Origin of the sequence: Streptomyces sp. NPDC023723, from assembly GCF_040639815.1 — a bacterium.
GTDB lineage: Bacteria > Actinomycetota > Actinomycetes > Streptomycetales > Streptomycetaceae > Streptomyces.
This window is the reverse complement of record NZ_JBFAAP010000001.1, coordinates 116,788-133,840: the sequence shown is the minus strand read 5'-3', so window position 1 is coordinate 133,840 and position 17,053 is coordinate 116,788. Positions and strand designations below refer to the sequence as shown.

Here is a 17,053-nt window from a genome sequence, read left to right as displayed (position 1 = left end):
CCGTCACCGCCTCCGGATGCTCGGTCGGCGTGATCCGCACCCCGTACGGATTCGGACCCGCCGTCGCGTCCGGCGTACGCGGCGGCGAGAACGTCAGTTCGACTGTGCCTGTCGTCCCCGGGTAGAGCCGCATCGTCGGCGGATCGATCACCGTCCAGGGAGCCAGATCACCGACCGGCTCGAACCGGTACTCGTCGACCACATCGCCCGTGTTGCGCACCCGCAGCCGTACACGTGTACTGCTGCCCGGATCCACCGTCGCGGAAGCGGGCTCAAGAGAGGTCCAGAGGCTCACGGCACGACGATACGGCGCCGTACCGGCGTCGTCAGGGGACCACCGGGCAGACCCGGCTGCCCCGGCGGCCCTGTCGGGTGCGCGATGGGACCGGCGCACCCACCGGGCCGGTCCGCCCGCGGCCTAGAAGTCGCCCCGGGCCATCCGCGCGCCGACCTCCGCGGCCTCGACCTCCTCGGAGTGGTCCGGGCTGGAGACGGACTCGCCGTGGCCGTTGTCGGTGCCCGCCACCTTGCCCTGGGACTGCTGCCAGACGTGGTGGGCCTCGTGGAACATCGTCGCGTCGTCCAGGCTGGAGCGCTGGGCGACGATGTGGTTGCCGGTGGTGTAGGCGAGCGCCTTGAGCTGCACCGCGGACTGCTGCGCCACCGCGTTGTCGTGCACCCTGACGTGCCCGAAGCTCATGCCGTACGCCTGCTCCGCACGGTCCTGGATGTGCGAGGGCAGCGGCTTGCCGGAGGTGCTGATCGCGTCGTTCACCGACACCCGCGGCTCCTCGTGGACCGGCGCCGAGGGTGCCATCCGGCGCTGCACGTCCGCCTCCGGGTCCCCGTGGCCGCACCCGGGGCCGTGCTCGTGCGTGGCGCGCTGGACGGCCCGGCTCACCGCCGCGTTGCCGGCCAGCCGCTGCAGGGCGAGCATCCGGCCGGCGGCGCCGCCCGGACCGCCGGGGCGGCCGACCGTGCTCTGCTCACCGGCCTGGCGGGCGGCCTGTGTTCCGTGTGCGCGCACGACGCTCCTCGGGGGACGCTGGGGTTCGGCAGGTGCTTGTTTTGATGACAGGCTGCCCCATCGGCACCGTCCCCCGCAACGGACTCGGGGGCAGACGCACGGGCAGCGGGCCGGCTCAGGTCGTCTCCTTCTTCAGACGCCCGTCCTTGACCATCGCCTCCACGTCCTTCTTGTGCAGCCGGATCACCACCGGGTGGGAGAGCCGCTTCTCCAGGTCGCCGACCGCCTCGGCGCCGCGCAGCCACTGGGTGTGCCGGTGCCGCAGCCGGGCCACGGCCCGCACGTCCAGGGCGAACCGCACCAGCACCGTGTCGTCCTTCGGCTTCTGCAACGGGACCATGCCGCTGGTGTTGCCGCTGGACGCCATGTCACCACCGGGCATGCCGGTGGTGGTACCGGCGCCGTTCAGCCCGTCGGTGCCGTCCCGCGCCGGGCCCGACCCGAAGGGGGGGACTCCGGAGCGGGAATGGGAGGCGGAGGTCGAGTACGCGTTGCCCGCCGCCCTCGGGGCCTGCACCGCCGAGCCGTCCACGGTGTCGTTCCCGTCGACCGAACCGGAGGTCAGCAGCGCCTGCGCGACCGGTTCGAACGTCATCTTCTCGCTGTCGCCGAGAATCACGCCGTCCTTCAGCCTGCCGTGCAGTTCGCAGTCGGCGTCCGAGCCCTCCGGTCCGGACAGATGCTGCGGCGGCAGCGGGACACCCGCCGAGACGATCTGCGGCAGCCAGGTGATCAGCCACTCGGTGGACACCGCCTCGCGCAGCCCATAGGCGGCCTCGTCGGCCCCGGCCAGCACGTCGGACCGCTTCTTCGCCGCGTCCCGCACGGCGCCCCGTACGGTGTCGACCACCTGCGGCGCGCCGACGAAACCGTTGACGACCACCGCCCAGGGCAGCCCGACCCCCTCCTTGCGCCAGGCGCGCGGCGACTGCGCGCCCTGTCCGGCCCCGGTCCGGCGGACCGCCGCGGGTGCCTTGGCGTCCGGTTCGGGCCGTTTCATCTTCGCCAGGGCGTTCAGGTCGTTCTGCAACGCCCGGTACACCAGCGCCTGCGGGCCCCTGAGGGGCACCTCCAGCACGGGCCCGGAGTTCGACCGCAGCACCAGCTTGACGTCGACCGGTACCCGCACCCGCGACTGGAACGCCCCGGTGTCGCCCATGATGGCCCGCACGCCGACCTGTTCCCGGTCGGCCGTCGCCCGCTGCCGGCTGTGCGCCGTGTCGAACCTGAAGCCGGAGGCACCGCCGGCGGACTCGATCACCGCGTCGCCGGTCGACCCCGAGCCGGACAGCGGGAGCTGGGCGCCGCGGGAGGTGCTCTCCTTCACGCTCTGGGTGTGCTGGTGGAAGCCGACCGTGGCGTACTCGATCTCCCGGTCCTTGCCGGCCAGTCCGGTGACGTTCCCGTCCCCGGTGCGCTCGACCCGCAGTTCCAGCCAGTAGACGTTGCCGCGCAGGAAGGGGGTGCGGGTGTTGCGCCTCAGCTGGATGACCGCCCCACCGTCCATGGCACTGGCCAGCACGCCCATGGCACCGTCCCGGCCGAGCAGTTTCGTCAGCGCCTGCGTGTTCTTGTACTTGTCCTCGATCTCGCTCTCCGGCAGCAGGTCGTCGCAGAGCGACTTGTTCCGCCTGGCCAGTTCCGCGCGCAGCAGGTCCTTCAGGGGCAGGAAGTCGGGGGCGTCCTCGATCAGGCCGAATCCGAGCGGCAGGTCCTGGGCGAAGGTGGTGGCGACCTCCGGCGTGCCCTTCCCGCCGGGGGCGGCCAGCGCCGCGTCCATCTTCGTCCGGTGGTCGGTGAGCTGTTCCTGCCACTTCGTCTCGTCGTCCGCCGCCTTGTCCTTCCGCTCCGTCTCCTTCTTCTCGAACTCCTCCTGCTGGGGCTTGCGCGCGCGGATCCGCTTCAGTTCCTCGGCCCGCCGTTCGTCCCGGCCGGCCCGCTCCTGGCGGGCCTCGTCCCGCCGGTCCCGCTCCTGCTGCCTGAGCGCCTCGCGCTCCTGGCCCTCGGCGGTCCGGTCCTCGGAGTGCCGCGCCTTGACCTGGCGGCGCCGCTCCAGCCGGGACCGGCGCTGTGCCCCGCGCCGCGCCTGCCGGTCGGTCTCCAGCTCCTGCCGTTCCCGGTCGGCCTCCTCGAACTCCAGCCGTTGCTGCGCCGAGCGCGCGTCGGCCTCCTGCTCGTGCTGGAGCACGACGCCTTCGTGTTCCTGCCGCGACGCGTCAGCCGTGGCCTGCTCCGCACGCACCGTGTCCTGGTCGGCGCGCTCCTGCTCCAGCCGGGCCTGCCGCTTGCGGGCCTTGCCCGGGGGCCGCTTGCGGGGCTGTCCGGTACGGGCGCGCTTCTTCGCGAGCCGGTTGCGGCGTCTGCGTTCCCGCTGCTCCCGCCGGCGCTGCTCCGCTTCCAGTTCCGCCAGCTCGCCGGTGAGCGCGTCCAGGTCCTGTTGCAGCACCCACTGCTCGGTACGGTCCGCCCGCCGCTGCGTCAGCTCCCGCTGCTGGAGGCGCAGCCGTTCGATCCGCCTGCGCAGAGCCTCCTGCCGGTCCGTGTCGGCCTGCCGCTCGTCCTCCTCGCGCAGCTCGTCCGCCCAGTGCTGGTCGTCCGCCCGCAACTGGTCCCGTTCACCGACGCGCAGGGCTTCCGACCGCGCGTGCCGGTCCTTGGCGTCGCCCAGCGCCGCCGTCGCCTTCCCGCGCTCCGCCCGCTCGGCCCCGCGGTGCCCGGACTCCTCCTGCCGCCGGCGGTCGTTGTGCTCCGCCTCCTCCTTCGCCCGTTCCTCCGCGTCCTGCCGCTCCAGGTGCTTGCGGTGCTCGTCCAGCGCCGCCTTCTCCTTCGCCCTGGTCTTCTCCGCCTCCTTCTGCCGCCACACCTTCAGCGCGTTCGGCCCCATGCCGGCCTTGGCCAGCTGGTCCGCGGTGAGCCACAGCGCGACCTGCCGGGGCAGGGTGCGGCTGCCGCCCCGGGTCACGGGGTCGGACCCGTGCCCCGGCTTGACCTCCGCGATCATGGTGGTGGTCAGGTGGCACTGGACGAGGAAGAGCGGCTCACGCGCGCGGGGATGGACCGCGTTGCGTTCGACGGTGGCTCCCGTCGCGTCCGCCCGGCTGGTCGTCTCGCCGGTGCCCTGTACGCCGGTCAGGCCCTCCCGGACCCGGAAGCCGTCCCCGCGTTCAGTGCCGGTGACTCCCGCGGCGGTGCCCCTCGTCGTCGTCCTCGCCTTCATGGCGGACGCCTGGTGTCCGCCCAGCGCCATGTTCTCCATGCCGACGCCGAGGACCTCGCGCAGCGGCTGGGGCGAGGCGAGGGTGAGTTCGAAGTGGTCGCCGACCGCGCCCTCCAGGGTCTTGATCCGCCGGGGGTAGCGCAGTCCGCTGACGACCCGGTGGGCGTCGACCCCTTCGCGCAGGTCCGACCGGATGTCCTCCGGGCTGTAGTGCTCCTTGAGCGCCAGCTTGGGGGCGAGCCCCGATGCCTCGAAGACCTTGTCGCCGTCTCCCTCGTCGGCCTTGGCGGCCGCCCGCGCCAGCAGTTGGAAGGCCAGCTCGGACAGCGGCTCGCCGCTGCCGACCGTCTCGATGTACTCCCAGTCCCGCACCCCGCTCCCGCCGCTGCCCATGGTGGCCAGCGCGGAGATGCTCGCCGGCGCGCCCTTGCCGAGCGCCCGGGGCTCCTCGGGCGTCCCGGCCGTCACCCGCTGACCGGCGGAGTCGGCGGTGAACTCGGCGGGGGTGGAGAGCTTCACCTGCTGTGCGGCCCCGGCGAACGCGTACACCCTGGGCTGCTTGCCCTTCTGGTTCGTCAGGCCGGTGATCTCGTTGTCCGCGTCGGAGGAGAACAACGGCTCGTCCTCGGGCATGTCCCGGCCCGGGGCGCCGGGCCGGAAGCTCCGTTCCAGGGTGCGGCCGCGGGTCGTCCTGACCACGTCCACGCTGAGCCGCAGCTCGGTGCCGAAGGTGCTGGTGGTCGTGGAACCGGCGTTGAGGGAGTCGGTGCGTCCCACCGGGCCGCCCTGCACCCCCCGGCTGTCCGCCCACCCGGCGTTGGCCGACGTCTGCAGACCGACGTGCCCCTCGGTGGCCTGGATCTCCGCCCGCACGTTCCCCTGGCGCGAGCTCTGCTTGCCGCTCCCCGCGCTCCAGCCGGCGCCCGCGCTGTTGCGGTTGAGCCAGTTCTCCGTGTCGCCCTCGTAGACGATGTCCCCGATGGTGCCGTGCACCCGGATCTCCACGTCCCGGGACTTCAGGTCCGTCTTGCTGCGCAGCCGTACCAGGACGCCGCTGGTCAGCAGCCGGCTCTTCTGGACGGCGAGCCGGGCCGGGGACAGCTCCTCGTGCAGCGTCCTGAGGTTGGTCAGCAGCCGGTCGCCGTCGCCCTTCCTGGGATCCATGAAGAAGGGCTCCGCCCCGCCGCCGAACTCCGGCAGGTACTCCCCCCTGAGCCCCGACTTCGGGTCCGCGAAGGTCTGCTCCAGGTAGGCGATGAGCGCGCCGGTGTCCAGGTGGGTGAGGGTCGTGCTGTTCCCCATGCCGTCGAACTGGAGGTGCCGGTCGTGCAGTTGGTCGGTGCCGTCGGCGTTCTTCAGCACCGTGCCGTCCGCGGTGCGCTTGCGCTTGTCGTACAAGGGGCGGACCGAGGTGTCCTCGGGGAGGTGGTCGCCGAGGACGTGGTACGCCTCCTCCTTCCGCAGGCTCATCCAGGCCTCGATGTCGTGCTGGGCATCGCGGTGCTTGGCCCCGGTGATCTGGTCCCCGTCGCGGGGACCGCCGTACTCGATGAAGAGTCTGACCGTGCTCCGGAAGAGCACCTTGGGGCCGCGCACCTCGGCTCCCTGCCGGACGGTGGTGGTCCGGTCGAGCGACGAGGAGCCCATGTTCTTCGCCCCCGCGCTGCCCACCAGGTTGGCGCGCAGCGCCGCCGCCCCCGGCACCCCGAGGATGTACGCGAAGCCGCCCTCCACTCCACCGCTCGATCCGGTGGCCGCCGCGACGCCCTGGGTGCTCGCGACCGTCTGGTGGTGACGTGCCTGGTCGGGGCCCGCGCCGACCAGCTGGGCCGGCGACGGCCGGCTCTCCTCGGGACCGCCGGGCGTCCCGCCCATGATCTCCTCGTCCCACGCGTTCGGCGCCTTGCCGGTGCCGCCCGGGTCGGGAGCCGTTCCGCCGTCCCCGCCGGCCGCTCCCGGCTTCGGCGGCGCGACCAGGGGCGTCATCCGGAGGATCTCGGCCCGCATCCGGAAGACGCCGCGGGACTCCCGGTGCTTCTGGTCGGACTGCAGGACGTCGCTCGTCACCCACCCGGCCAGCAGGCGCGGCAGCTCCCGGTGGATGGTCTCCCGGGACACCTCGGCGTAGAGCTGCGCGCGGCCGGGGGTGCCGGGGGCGGTCATCCGCCCGTGCGTCGCCCCGGCCACCTTGTCGAACAGCCCGTCGCCGCCCTCGTGCGGGTCGCCGGTGTCCTCCACCCCGATGGTCGACAGCGAGACCGCCTTGCCCACCTCCGCCTTCTGCGTGTCGCTGAGGTCCTTGGCGAAGGCCGGGCGGGCGGTGCCCGCGGGAACCATGTACTCCATGGGCACCCGCATCTCCAGGCCGCCCAGGTGACTGCCGACGACCGGCTCCGGCGCGTCCTGCTGCTTGATCCGGACCGAGTACCGCACCTGGCGCTTCACCCGCACCGACAGGGGGGCACTGCGCAGGGTCCGCGCCTCGGTCACCGCCCGGCCGCTGTGCCGGCTGCGCTCGGAGTGGAAGGCGCCGCCGGCCCCGAAGTGGCCGCCGAGGTAGTTGAGTCCGTCCGGTGTGCCGTACGCCTTCGCGCTGGGGTTGAATCCCGGCGACGCGGTCCGGTGACTGCCCGCGTTGTGTCCGCCGGTGGCGGCGAGCTGGTTGTCGTCCTTGACCTCCTTGTCGATGTGCGCCGCCGCCAGGGCTTCCTGCTGGGCCGTCAGGCCGCTGCCGGTGCCCGCGGGCAGCGCCGGGTTGGGGAAGAGCGCCGGGTACGGAGCGTCCTTTGGCGCCGGGCCGAGGGCGACGGTGACGTCGAAGACGCGCTTCTTCTTCCCCGCCAGGGCGAAGGTCCGGCCGCGGCCGAAGAAGGTGTCCGGCTCGCTGCGCAGCCGGGCCGCGACCACCGACGCGTCGATGTCCTGCCGGTTGCTCGGCGCGCCCCTGAGGTCGGTGCCCCGGATCACCCGAACGACCGCGGCGATGTCCTCCTCGGGGAGCGCGAAGACCGTGGAGTGCCCGGACGTGGTCATGTCCATCAGGTAGGGCGGCAGCGTCACGGGCGGGTACGCCGCGCTCGGCGGCGCGGTGGAACCGGGGTCCCCCGCCGGGTCCCTGGGGGCCATTCCCAGGTAGTGGCCGGCGAGCGCGTCGACCTCTTTCCCGGCCGGCGCGGCCCGCTCGGTGACCGCCGTCCGCTCGGGCGGCAGCTCCGTCAGCTCGTGGGACTCCTCGGCCGACGGCCGGCCGCTCACCAGCCGGCTCACCGCCGCGTTCCCGGCCAGCCGCTGGATGTCCAGCATCCGCCGCGAACCCAGCGCCGCCCGGGAACCGGTGGCCGCCGCCAGGGCCGTGGCCGGCGCGCGCCGCGCGCCGCCCGCCGGCACCGCCGTCACCGGTGCCCGCTCCCCGCCCGTACCCGCACCGTCTCTGTCCCGCGCTGCGCCCAACCCCACGCCTCCTGACCGGCGGGACCGGCCGTGGCCGGTCCCGTCACCGTCCTCGCCTCCGCGGCGCCGTCCCCGGTGCGGCGGGGCGACGGGCTCTCGACAGCGAGATGACATCCTGGCGAACTGACACTCAACACAAGATGTTGAAGCAGAAACTGGGGGTGACCACCAGGGAAAGCCGGGGATTCTGCCCCAATGGGCACGACCAGGGGCAAGGAGAATGCCCCCAGTCCGGCACCGGAGGCCGTTTCGACGGAGGCAACGCGCGCGTGAGGCTGAGGGGCGTCCTGTCTCGTACCCCGAGGAGAGCAGAGCATGCCGTCCTACCTGTCGCCCGGCGTCTACGTCGAGGAGGTGGCCAGCGGCTCGCGCCCGATCGAGGGAGTGGGTACCTCGGTGGCGGCCTTCGTCGGGCTCGCGCCCACCGGGCCCCTCAACGAGCCGACGCTGGTGACCAACTGGACGCAGTACGTCGCGTCCTTCGGTGACTTCACCGACGGGTACTACCTGGCGCACTCCGTCTACGGCTTCTTCAACAACGGCGGATCGGCCGCGTACGTCGTCCGGGTCGGCGGCTCCGCCGACGGCGCCGGCGCGAACGGCGCGTCCGCCTCCCCCGCCGCCGTGAACGGCGCCGCCGCCCCGGCCGCGCTGCCCGCCGCCGAGCCCAAGCAGCTGGGCACGTTCGCCGTCACCGCGAACACCGCCGGCCAGAACGGCCCGCTCACCGTCGAGGTCGCCGACCCCGAGGGCGAGGGCCCCGCCGAGCGCTTCAAGCTGATCGTCAAGGACGGCGAGAAGCCGGTCGAGTCCTTCGACGTGAGCGCCAAGAAGGGCAACCGCTCCTACGTCGTCACCCAGGTGAAGGAGCGCTCCAAGCTCATCACCGTCACCGAGGCCGCGCCGGCCGCGCAGCTGGCCCGGCCGGAGAACCAGACGGTGACCCTGGCCGCGCCGCCCGCCCCGGCCGCCCCCGTCGAGCGGGTCCCGGACGAGATCTCCCAGCCCGGCCCCGCCCAGTACCTCGGCGACAGCTCCGACCGCACCGGCTTCGGCGGCCTGGAGGCGATCGACGAGATCTCCATGGTCGCGGTCCCCGACCTGATGTCCGCCTACCAGAACGGCGCCATCGACCTGGAGGCCGTCAAGGCCGTCCAGCTCGGCATGATCGCGCACGCCGAGCTGATGGGCGACCGGGTCGCCATCATCGACCCGCCGCCCGGGCTGAACGCCCGCCAGATCCGCGTCTGGCGCCAGGAGACGGCCGGCTACGACTCCAAGTACGCCGCCCTGTACTACCCCTGGATCAAGACCTTCGACCCGGCCACCGGCCAGGCCCGCATCGTCCCGCCGAGCGGTCACATGGCGGGCATCTGGGCCCGCAACGACTTCGAGCGCGGTGTGCACAAGGCCCCCGCCAACGAGGTCATCCGCGGCGCCATCGACCTGGAGCTCCAGATCACCCGCGGTGAGCAGGACCTGCTCAACCCGATCGGCGTCAACTGCATCCGGTCCTTCCCGGGCCGCGGCATCCGCGTCTGGGGTGCCCGCACCCTCTCCTCCGACCCGGCCTGGCGCTACCTGAACATCCGCCGGTACTTCAACTACCTGGAGGAGTCGATCCTGATCGGCACCCAGTGGGTGGTGTTCGAGCCCAACGACCACAACCTCTGGGCCCGCATCCGGCGCAACGTCTCGGCGTTCCTCGTCAACGAGTGGCGCAACGGCGCCCTGTTCGGCCAGAGCCCCGAGCAGGCCTTCTACGTCAAGTGCAACGAGGAGACCAACCCGCCGGAGTCCGTCGACCTCGGCCGGGTCATCTGCGAGATCGGCATCTCGCCGGTCAAGCCGGCCGAGTTCGTGATCTTCCGGCTGGCCCAGTTCTCCAGCGGCAGCGGCGAGCTGGAGGAGTAGGCGGCCCGCCTCCCTCGGCTCCTCCCTCCCTCACCCTCCAGAAGGATTAGAAGGACAGCGAACTCATGGCTCTCCCCAAAGCAGAAGACGTCCTCGTAGCACCGAATTTCGGTCTCCAGATCGACGGCGTGATGGTCGAGTACCTCAACTCGGTCAGCGGCCTCCAGGTCGAGCAGGACGTCATCAAGTACCAGCAGAACGCGGGCACCACCGGCCGCAACAACGTCACCCTGATGCCGGGCGTGGCCAAGGACGGTTCGGTCCAGGTCGAGCGCGGCGCGAGCCAGTCGCCGGCGTTCACCACCTGGATCAACGACTCGCTGAACGGCCAGATGGCCACCGCCCGCAAGAACGCCACGATCATCCTCATGGACTACGAGGACAGCCCGGTCAAGCGCTGGAACCTGCGCAACGCCTGGTGCAGCAAGATCGTGATGGGCACCCTGAAGGCGGGTGACACCAATCCGCTCACCGAGACCGTGACCATCGTGTTCGAAGAACTGGTCGTCGAGTAATGCGTCGTTCGGCTGTCGGTGCGCCCAGTGCGAGGGTTGCCGAGGCGCCCGCGGCCGACCGGTCGGCGGCGGCGGGGGCGGAGATCAGCTCTCCGGCTCCCGCCGCCGCCCCGCCGGCGGACGTGGCCCCGCGGCAGACACTGCGCACCGAGTTCCCCTTCGAACTGCCCCGCGGCTACGTCGACGACAGCGGCACGGTGCACCGCGAGGGTGTGATGCGGCTGTCGACGGCACGGGACGAACTCGTGCCGCTGCGTGACGTCCGGGTCCGGGAGAACCCGGCGTACCTGTCGGTCGTCCTGCTCGGCCGGGTCATCACCCAGCTGGGCACGCTGCCGTCGGTGCACGACGGGATCGTGGAGAGCATGTTCGCCTCCGACCTGGCGTTCCTCCAGGATTTCTACCGCCAGATCAACGCCGAGGGCCACACCCGGGCGGCGGTGGAGTGCCCGCACTGCTCCGAGCCCTTCGAGGTGGAACTCGGCGGGAGCCGCCTGGGGGAATCGTGACGTACGCGACCGACCGGCTGCACGAGGAGATCGCGTACGTCGCCTACCACTTCCACTGGAACCTGGAGGCGATCCTGGACCTGGAGCACCACGACCGCCGCCAGTACACGGAACAGATCGCGTCGTTCGTGACGCGGTCCGAGGCGGAGGACTGACCTGTGGGGTTCCTGGACCGTCTGCGCGGCCGGGGCGACCGCCCCGGTGAAGTGACCGGACCGGCGGCGGTGCCTGCGCCAACCCCGGCGCCGGCGTCGGCTTCGCCCGCCCCGTCTTCGGCTTCGCCCGCGGCACCGACGCCCGCTGCGGCGCCGGCGCTGCGGGTGGCCGGGTGGTCGGGGCTGCCGCCGATCCAGCGGTCCGCGGCCGGCTCCTCCGGGGTGGCCGACCGGGGCTTCGGCGGCCGGCTGCCGACCTGGCAGAACCCGTCGTTCAGCAGCAGCGCGTCCCTCGGTGTCCTGGACACCGCACCGGAGCGGCTGCTGCCGTCGCCGTCGGCCGCCGCGCCCACCGCCGCCGCCGGGCCGGTGACCGGTCTGGAGCGGCCCGCGCGGGCCCTGCCCCGGGCCGCCGCGCCCGGTACGGAGGTGCAGCGCGCGCCGGTGGTGCCGCTGCGGGCCGTCCCGGCCGACCCGTTCGACGCGCCGGGGCCGGTGCCGTCGCGCTCCGGGCCCGCTGTGCAGCGGGCGGCCGCACCCTCCACACCCTCCGTCGCGGTGTCGCACGTACCGCCGCCGGCGCCGGCACCGGAGCCGCCGCGCGGTATCCGGGTGACGACCGCGCCGACCGCGCCGCCCCGGGCCCTGCCCCTGGTCACGGCGCCGGCCGCCGCACCGGCAGTACAGCGCAGGTCGTTGCCCACGGCGCGCCGGGAGTCCGCGCCGCAGGGCGGGGCCGCCCCGGCCACCGCGGCGCCGCCGCCGGACCGGGGCAGCGGAAGCGATGAAGGCGGTGGGGACGGCAGGGGAGGCGGAGCATCCGCCTCCCCCGGTCCTGTTCCGCCCCGCACTTCTCCCGCGCCCGACACCGCGCTGCCCATCCAGCGCGCGGTCCCCCGCGCCGGTGCGCCCGCCCCGGACCGTGCGCAGAACCCCGCAGCCTTGCCGGTGACCCGCCCCGCCGGGCCCGGCACCGGTGCCCCGACCGCCCCCTCGGCCGCCGCGCCGGGCGGTACGCCCGCCAGCCCGCGAGCCGCCGACCCCGGCGCCGCCGCGCCCGCGGTGCAGCGCCGGCCGGCCGCCCCGGTGACTCCGCACCTGCCGACGGCCGCCCGTACCGCGGCCACACCGGGCGGCACCACGCCGCCAGCGGTACAGCGACGGTCCACGGCCGCCGGGACGTCGGCCGCACCTGACTCGGCCACGCCGGCCACCACGCCGGCCACCACGCCGCCGCCGGTCCAGCGCCGGACGTCGGCGCGCGACTCGGCCCCGCGCGGCTCGGCAACCCCCGGCACCACGCCCGCCGTCCAGCGCCGCCCCGCCGGCCCGGCACTGCCGATCGCCACGCCCGCGACCGCCACGCCGGCCGCACCGGTCCCGCCTTCTCCGGTGCAGCGCCGGTCCACGGAGCTCCCGCAGTCCGCGTCCGCATCCGCTTCCGCTTCCGAGGCGGCGACGTCGGCCGGGCCGAGCGCCCCCGCGCCCACCCCGGCCGTCCAACGCAGCAGCACGGACAGCACGGACAGCGCGGGCACCGCGAACGGCCCCGCGTCCGCACCACCGGTGACGGAAACGCCCCCGTCCGGCCCCTCCGCCGCCACTCCCCCGGCCGTCCAGCGCCTCGCCTCGGACGCCCCGCGCCCCGACGCCGCACCCACCGCCCTCCCGGTCGAGCGCACCCGTACGGCGCCGGCCCCCAGCGCGCCGAAGACCGCACCGGCACCGGCACCGGCCGTGCAGCGCGCTGTCCCGGGCGGCAACGCCCCGTCCGCGCCCGCCGCTTCGCCGAGTCCGCCCCCGGTACGGCGGTCCGCCGCCGACGCACCGCGTCCGGCCCGCCGGCCGGGCCTCGGCGCCCCGCTCCCCTCGGTCCCGGCCGTCCCGGCCCCTACGGGCACCGCCGCGTCGGCCGTCCAGCGCCTCCCCCTCGCCTCCGCCCCGGCGGCGTCGGCGCCGAGTCCCGCCGTCCCCGGCGACATCCCGGCGCCGCCCGCCACCCCGGAAGCACCACAGGTCAGTGCCCCCGGCCCCGACGCACCCCCCGTCCAGCGCGCCACGCCCGCCTCCGACGCGCCCCCGGTCCAGCGCGCCACGCCCGCCACCCCGATCGGACCACGGACGGGACCCGCCCCGGCCCCGCTGCCCCAGGGCTCCGCCCCCGGCACCCCCCAGATCCAGCGCGCCACACCCCTGCCGCCGGTCGGCCCCTTGCCCCCGCGCGCCACAACCACCACGGCCGCGACAACCACCAAGGCCACCACGGCCACCACGGCGTCCCCCGAAAGCACGCCCCCCGCCGCCGCCCGCCCCGTGGCCCCCGTCCAGCGCGCCACGACCCCGGCCCCCTCGGCGCCCCCCTCCGCACTCCCCGTCGTGGCCCCCGTCCAGCGGGCCACCGCTCCGGCCGCCGCCTCGGGCCCCGGGGCGGCCCACCGTTCCGACCCGCCCGCCGCCCTCCCGGTCACCGGCGGCCGCCCGCACCCCACCGCGGCAGCCGCCGCGCTCCCGCTGCTCGCCCCGGCCCCGGCCGTCCAGCGCCTCGCCACTGGCGGCGCCGCCACCCCCGTACCCCTGCGCAGCGCCGCGTCGGCGCCCGCGGCGGCGCCCGCGGCCCTCCCGGTCGCCTCCCTCGCCCCGCCGCGCACGGCGACGCCCCCGTCGCTTCCGCAGGCCGCCGCCCAGACCGCCGTACAGCGGTCGGCCATCGGTGCGCTCGCCGCCTCCGCGGCGGCCACCGCCACCGCCGCCCTGAACTCGTTCCAGCCGCACCGCAACCACGACCACGCCGGCGCCACGCCGCAGGACGCGCCACCGCCGCCGTACAGCGCGGAGCCGCCGTCCGGGCACCACACCGCACCGACCGTCTCCGCGACGGCCCAGCAGCAACCGCCGACCGCGGCCCCCCGGACGGCGGCCGGCGCGTGGAACCCGAAGGAGCTGAGCGACTCCCAGCTCGACGAACTGGTGCACCGGATCATCGGCCGCGTCACCCGCCTGGTCCGCACCGAACTCCGGATGGACCGTGAACGGATCGGCCGACTCCGCGACGACCGCCGCTGACCTCCTCCCCGCTGTGACCGTTCCGACAGAAAGGCCGACCCTCGATGCCCTCCCGTAAGGACCCGGGCTCCACCATCTGGTTCTCCCTCTCGATCGACGGCCAGAGCCTCGGCTACTGGAACGGCTGCGAGGGCCTGTCGTCCCAGGTGGAGGTCGAGCAGCGCCAGGAAGGCGGCAACAACGGCTTCGTCTGGCAGTTGCCGACCCGCGTCACCTTCTCCAACGTCCGGCTGACCCGTCCGCTCACCCCGGACACCACCAAGGTCGCCAAGTGGATCTCCTCCATCCAGACCGGGATCAAGCGGCCCACCGGCACCATCGTGGCCCGGCGCGCGGACGGTTCCGAGATCGCCCGCTGGGGGCTGCTGGAAGTCCTGCCGGTCAGCTGGCAGGGCCCGTCCTTCGACCCCGGCAGCCCGGCCGTCGCCAACGAGGTCCTGGAGATCGCCCACCACGGCTTCACGGACTGAGCGAAACCAGCGAACCCAGCGGAACCGTCGAACCCAGCGGAACCAGCGGAATCAGCAGACGAAAGGAGCGGCACACCTCATGGCCAAGAGCAGCGGCGCCGGCAAGAGCCTGGTCCACGCCACCCTCGCCATCCACGAGCCGCCCACCGGCGACAGCACCTCGCCGGGCGCCCTCATCAAGAACTTCTCCCTCCAGTTCAACCCGGCGCAGCTGACCCTGTCCCGCCGTGCCAACTGGAAGGACTCCGACTCGCCGATGACCCGCAACGGGCCGGTGCCCGAGTTCATGGGTCCGGTGCCGCGGGAGATGGCCGTGGAGATCTTCCTGGACTGCTCGGACCAGCCCAGCAGCAACAAGGTCCTCAAGCAGGTCGACTCCCTGCTGGACTGCTGTGTGACGACGAGCAAGAGCCTGGCGGCCAAGAAGCCCTCCCCGCCCTGGGTGATCTTCCAGTGGGGTTCCTTCTCGACGGCCCGGTTCGCCGCCTACGTCAGCTCCGTGCAGGCGTCGTACACCCTGTTCGGGACCTCCGGCGTGCCGATCCGCGCCACCTGCCAGCTCCAGCTGCACGAGCTGCCGCACGCCACCCTGGGCCAGAACCCGACCTCCGGCGCGCTCACCGCGCAGCGCGTGCACCGCGTGGTGGCCGGCGACTCGCTCCAGTCGCTGGCCTGGCAGGAGTACGGCGACGCCTCCGCCTGGCGGGCCATCGCCGAGGCCAACGAGATCGACAACCCCGCGCAGCTGCCCACCGGCACCGACCTGCTCCTGCCCGCCACCGAGGAGGTGCGTCGCTGATGCCGCCGTTGACGTATTCCAACATCATCCAGGTCAAGATCAACGGCATCGCGCTGCGCAAGACGCTCGCCCCGCTGCTCATCGAGGGCTGGGTGGACCAGGGCGTCGGCGTCCCCGCCGCCTTCCGCCTCACCTTCCGCGACCCCAAGCGGACCCTGCTGAAGCTGCTCGGCGTCAACTTCGGCACCAAGGTGGTCCTGACCCCCCTGGCCAACGGCAAGGGAGCCGCCGAGCCGCTGCTGACCGGCGAGGTCACCGCCCTGGAGGCCGACTTCGACGGCACCGGCTCCTTCACCGTGATCCGCGGCTACGACCTCGGCCACCGCCTGCTGCGCCAGCGCCGGGTGGCCGCGTACACCAACCAGACCGCCTCCTCGATCGTGCGGAAACTGGTCGGTCTCAACAGCGTGCCGGTCGGCCGCATCGAGTCGACGAAGACGCCGTACGAGTTCATCAGCCAGGGCAACGTCACCGACTGGGACTTCATCGCGCGGCTCGCCGACGAGAACGAGATGGTGATGTCCCTGGACGCCAAGGGCAAGTTCAACTTCGTCTCGCCCAAGCCGTCCTCCGGCGCGCCGTCCCCGCAGACCGACGGCGAGAAGAGCCCGTTCGTGCTCCAGGCCCGGCACGACATCCTGCGCCTGCGCACCGCCGTCACCGCCTCCGACCAGGTCGCCAAGGTCGAGGCCCGGGGCTGGGACGTCAACCTCGCCAAGGAGATCGTCGCCACCGCCCCGGCGACCACCAACGACGGCTACAGCATCGGCACCACCCCCGGCGCCGCCGCCCGCTTCTTCAAAGCGGCCAAACTGGTCGAGACCGCCGTCCCTTACGACAAGCAGGCCGAGGTCACCTACGCCGCGAAGGCCCTCGCCGACGACGTCACGGGCGCCTTCGCCGAACTGGAGGTGGCCGTCCGCGGCAACCCCAAGCTGCGGCCGGGCGTCCCGGTGGCGCTCGCCGACACCGGCAAGCCGTTCGAGGGCAAGTACACCGTCACTTCCGTCCGGCACAGCTTCGGCGACGGCCAGCACTACGAGTCCGCGCTCACCGTCAGCGGCCGTCAGTGGCGCTCGCTGTACGGGCTGGCCTCCGGCGGCGCCGAGACCTCGCCCAAGCTGCCCAGCGTCGCCAACGCCGTGGTCACGGACGTCACCGACCCGCTCAAACGAGGCCGGGTCAAGCTCAAGTTCCCGTGGCTGGACGACACCTACGTCAGCGACTGGACCCGCTCCGTGCAGCTCGGCGGCAAGGGCGGCGGCGGTTTCTTCCCGATGGACGTCGGCGACGAGGTGCTCGTCGCCTTCGACCGGGGCGCCCTGGACCACCCGTTCGTCATCGGCGGTCTCTACAACGGCCGCGACAAGGAGACCAAGAACGACGTCCAGCTCTACAGCGGCGGCCGCAACCAGGCGAGCCGGCACACCATCTCCGACCGCACCGGCAACCGCGTCGACCTGCTCAGCGCCAAGCTGGCCCGCAAGCAGGGGGTACGGATCCAGTCCGGCGACGACAAGCTGATCATCAACCTCGACCGGGCCCAGACCGCGATCACCATCGACAGCAAGGGCACGGTCCAGATCACGGGCAACCGGTCGGTGAAGGTGGACGCCGGCACCAGCATGACGCTGACCGCCGGACGCTCCCTGACCATCAAGAGCGGCGGCCCGCTCACGCTCCAGAGCGGCAGCCTGATCAACATGCGGGCCGCCACCCAGATCGGGGTCAACGCGGGGGCCGCGCTGAACCTGACCGCGGGCGGGCTCGCGAACCTGACCGCCGGGGGCATGGCGAACGTCACCGGCACCGGCGGCGTGAACGTCACCTCCCCCGTCCAGACCAGGGTCACCGGAGCGCAGTTCACGGTGCTGGCCCCGATCTTCAAGGTGGTCACGATCCCCATACCGGGGGCGTCATGACCCGTAGGGCAG

The 17,053-nt window shown here is 73.5% G+C and carries 10 protein-coding genes and 1 pseudogene; 8 read left to right on the top strand and 3 right to left on the bottom strand.

Annotation, left to right across the window (positions count from 1 at the left end; translation table 11 throughout):
* From AB0G32_RS00695 to AB0G32_RS00685, 3 genes and pseudogenes are all read right to left on the bottom strand, one after another.
* A pseudogene (locus AB0G32_RS00695) lies at positions 1 to 295 on the bottom strand (hydrogenase expression protein); the annotation flags it as partial.
* A gap of 123 nt (positions 296 to 418) precedes the next feature.
* Entirely contained in the window at positions 419 to 1,027 is a 609-nt protein-coding gene (locus AB0G32_RS00690) for a DUF4157 domain-containing protein (RefSeq protein ID WP_361156174.1), read from the bottom strand.
* Positions 1,028 to 1,142: 115 nt separating this feature from the next.
* The gene (locus AB0G32_RS00685) at positions 1,143 to 7,640 is read right to left on the bottom strand and encodes a hypothetical protein (protein ID WP_361156171.1); all 6,498 of its coding nucleotides are present in this window, start codon (positions 7,638 to 7,640) and stop codon (positions 1,143 to 1,145) included.
* 369 nt (positions 7,641 to 8,009) lie between these two features.
* On the opposite strand from AB0G32_RS00685, the gene AB0G32_RS00680 reads away from it, so the two are divergent.
* The 8 genes from AB0G32_RS00680 to AB0G32_RS00645 all read left to right on the top strand — a co-directional run bounded on the left by AB0G32_RS00680 (position 8,010) and on the right by AB0G32_RS00645 (position 17,041).
* Entirely contained in the window at positions 8,010 to 9,608 is a 1,599-nt protein-coding gene (locus tag AB0G32_RS00680; RefSeq protein WP_361156169.1) for a phage tail sheath subtilisin-like domain-containing protein, read from the top strand.
* A 65-nt stretch (positions 9,609 to 9,673) separates the two neighbouring features.
* A complete protein-coding gene (locus tag AB0G32_RS00675; protein ID WP_361156166.1) occupies positions 9,674 to 10,123 on the top strand; it encodes a phage tail protein in 450 nt (149 codons plus the stop codon).
* The gene (locus AB0G32_RS00670) at positions 10,123 to 10,632 is read left to right on the top strand and encodes a hypothetical protein (protein WP_361156164.1); all 510 of its coding nucleotides are present in this window, start codon (positions 10,123 to 10,125) and stop codon (positions 10,630 to 10,632) included. Before AB0G32_RS00675 ends, AB0G32_RS00670 begins: the two co-directional genes overlap by 1 nt.
* A complete protein-coding gene (locus AB0G32_RS00665; protein ID WP_361156161.1) occupies positions 10,629 to 10,787 on the top strand; it encodes a DUF6760 family protein in 159 nt (52 codons plus the stop codon). Before AB0G32_RS00670 ends, AB0G32_RS00665 begins: the two co-directional genes overlap by 4 nt.
* 165 nt (positions 10,788 to 10,952) lie before the next feature.
* On the top strand, positions 10,953 to 13,850 hold the full coding sequence (locus AB0G32_RS00660; RefSeq protein ID WP_361156158.1) for a hypothetical protein: 2,898 nt from the start codon (positions 10,953 to 10,955) through the stop codon (positions 13,848 to 13,850).
* Between the two features lie 44 nt (positions 13,851 to 13,894).
* Positions 13,895 to 14,320, top strand: a complete 426-nt coding sequence (locus AB0G32_RS00655) for a phage tail protein (RefSeq protein ID WP_361156157.1) — start codon at positions 13,895 to 13,897, stop codon at positions 14,318 to 14,320.
* A gap of 79 nt (positions 14,321 to 14,399) precedes the next feature.
* The gene (locus tag AB0G32_RS00650; RefSeq protein WP_361156154.1) at positions 14,400 to 15,119 is read left to right on the top strand and encodes a LysM peptidoglycan-binding domain-containing protein; all 720 of its coding nucleotides are present in this window, start codon (positions 14,400 to 14,402) and stop codon (positions 15,117 to 15,119) included.
* Positions 15,119 to 17,041 (top strand): VgrG-related protein, encoded by a 1,923-nt coding sequence (locus AB0G32_RS00645; protein ID WP_361156151.1) that lies wholly within the window; start codon positions 15,119 to 15,121, stop codon positions 17,039 to 17,041. The genes AB0G32_RS00650 and AB0G32_RS00645 overlap by 1 nt, the downstream gene beginning before the upstream one ends.
* The last annotated feature ends 12 nt before the right edge of the window (positions 17,042 to 17,053 follow it).

Coding starts and splice junctions, on each gene's coding strand:
- AB0G32_RS00645 (WP_361156151.1), top strand. CDS start 15,119: ATGCCGCCGTTGACGTATTCCAACATCATCCAGGTCAAGATCAACGGC.
- AB0G32_RS00655 (WP_361156157.1), top strand. CDS start 13,895: ATGCCCTCCCGTAAGGACCCGGGCTCCACCATCTGGTTCTCCCTCTCG.
- AB0G32_RS00680 (WP_361156169.1), top strand. CDS start 8,010: ATGCCGTCCTACCTGTCGCCCGGCGTCTACGTCGAGGAGGTGGCCAGC.
- AB0G32_RS00650 (WP_361156154.1), top strand. CDS start 14,400: ATGGCCAAGAGCAGCGGCGCCGGCAAGAGCCTGGTCCACGCCACCCTC.
- AB0G32_RS00670 (WP_361156164.1), top strand. CDS start 10,123: ATGCGTCGTTCGGCTGTCGGTGCGCCCAGTGCGAGGGTTGCCGAGGCG.
- AB0G32_RS00675 (WP_361156166.1), top strand. CDS start 9,674: ATGGCTCTCCCCAAAGCAGAAGACGTCCTCGTAGCACCGAATTTCGGT.